At 48.7% G+C, this 1,019-nt stretch carries 1 protein-coding gene; it reads left to right on the top strand.

The genetic code is table 11. The features are described 5' to 3' along the window. Positions 1 to 955, top strand: a 955-nt coding sequence (gene ppnN, locus R7O12_RS27090) for a nucleotide 5'-monophosphate nucleosidase PpnN (RefSeq protein ID WP_318127147.1), incomplete at its 5' end; no start/stop codon positions are given. Positions 956 to 1,019: the final 64 nt, after the last annotated feature.

Genomic DNA, 1,019 nt, shown 5'->3' with positions numbered 1-1,019 from the left:
AGGCGCGCTCACTCCCGGTATTGAACCAAATCTCGTCGTCTGTTGGGGCGGCCATTCAATCAATGGCGTTGAATACCAATACACGCGCGAAGTGGGTAACGAGCTTGGCTTACGTGAACTTAATATCTGTACGGGTTGTGGACCAGGTGCGATGGAAGGCCCGATGAAAGGAGCGGCAATCGGTCACGCTAAACAGCGTTACACTGAGCAGCGCTACCTTGGCTTGACGGAGCCTTCAATCATTGCCGCTGAGCCGCCAAACCCAATCGTCAACGAGCTGATCATCATGCCGGACATCGAAAAACGTTTAGAAGCGTTTGTTCGTATGGCGCATGGTATTGTGATCTTCCCGGGAGGTCCGGGTACTGCTGAAGAGTTGCTGTACATTCTTGGTATCATGATGCATCCAGACAATGCAGATCAGCCGATGCCGATTGTGTTAACCGGACCAAAAGAGAGCGAAGAATACTTCCGTTCTATCGACGCGTTTATTCGCGATACCTTAGGTGAAGAAGGTCAAAAACACTACCAAATCGTCATTGATGATCCTGCCGAAGTTGCACGTATCATGAAGCGCTCGATGGAAGATGTACGCCTTCACCGTAAAGAAAAAGGCGATGCTTACAGCTTCAACTGGTCATTGAAAATCGAACCGGATTTCCAACTGCCATTTGACCCAACGCATACATCAATGGAAGGGTTGAATTTGAACTTGGATCAAGAACCTCAGGTTCTGGCGGCTAACTTACGCAAAGCCTTCTCTGGTATTGTGGCAGGTAACGTCAAAGCCGAGGGCATTCGCGAAATCGAATGCAAAGGTCCATTTTCCATTCATGGCGATCCTGTACTGATGAAGAAGCTCGACAAGCTACTGCAAGACTTCGTTGAACAGCATCGAATGAAATTGCCAGGCGGTTCTGATTACGAACCATGCTATCGAATTGCCCATCCATAAATTGGTGGTCGATAGTCTGGCTTGCATTCGTTACACTAGGGGCATTACGCCCCTTTTTTATTGC

The sequence above is a fragment of the Vibrio sp. Vb1574 genome, assembly GCF_033338675.1.
The sequence above is the reverse complement of the archived record's forward strand: the minus strand, read 5'-3'. Positions and strand labels throughout refer to the sequence as shown.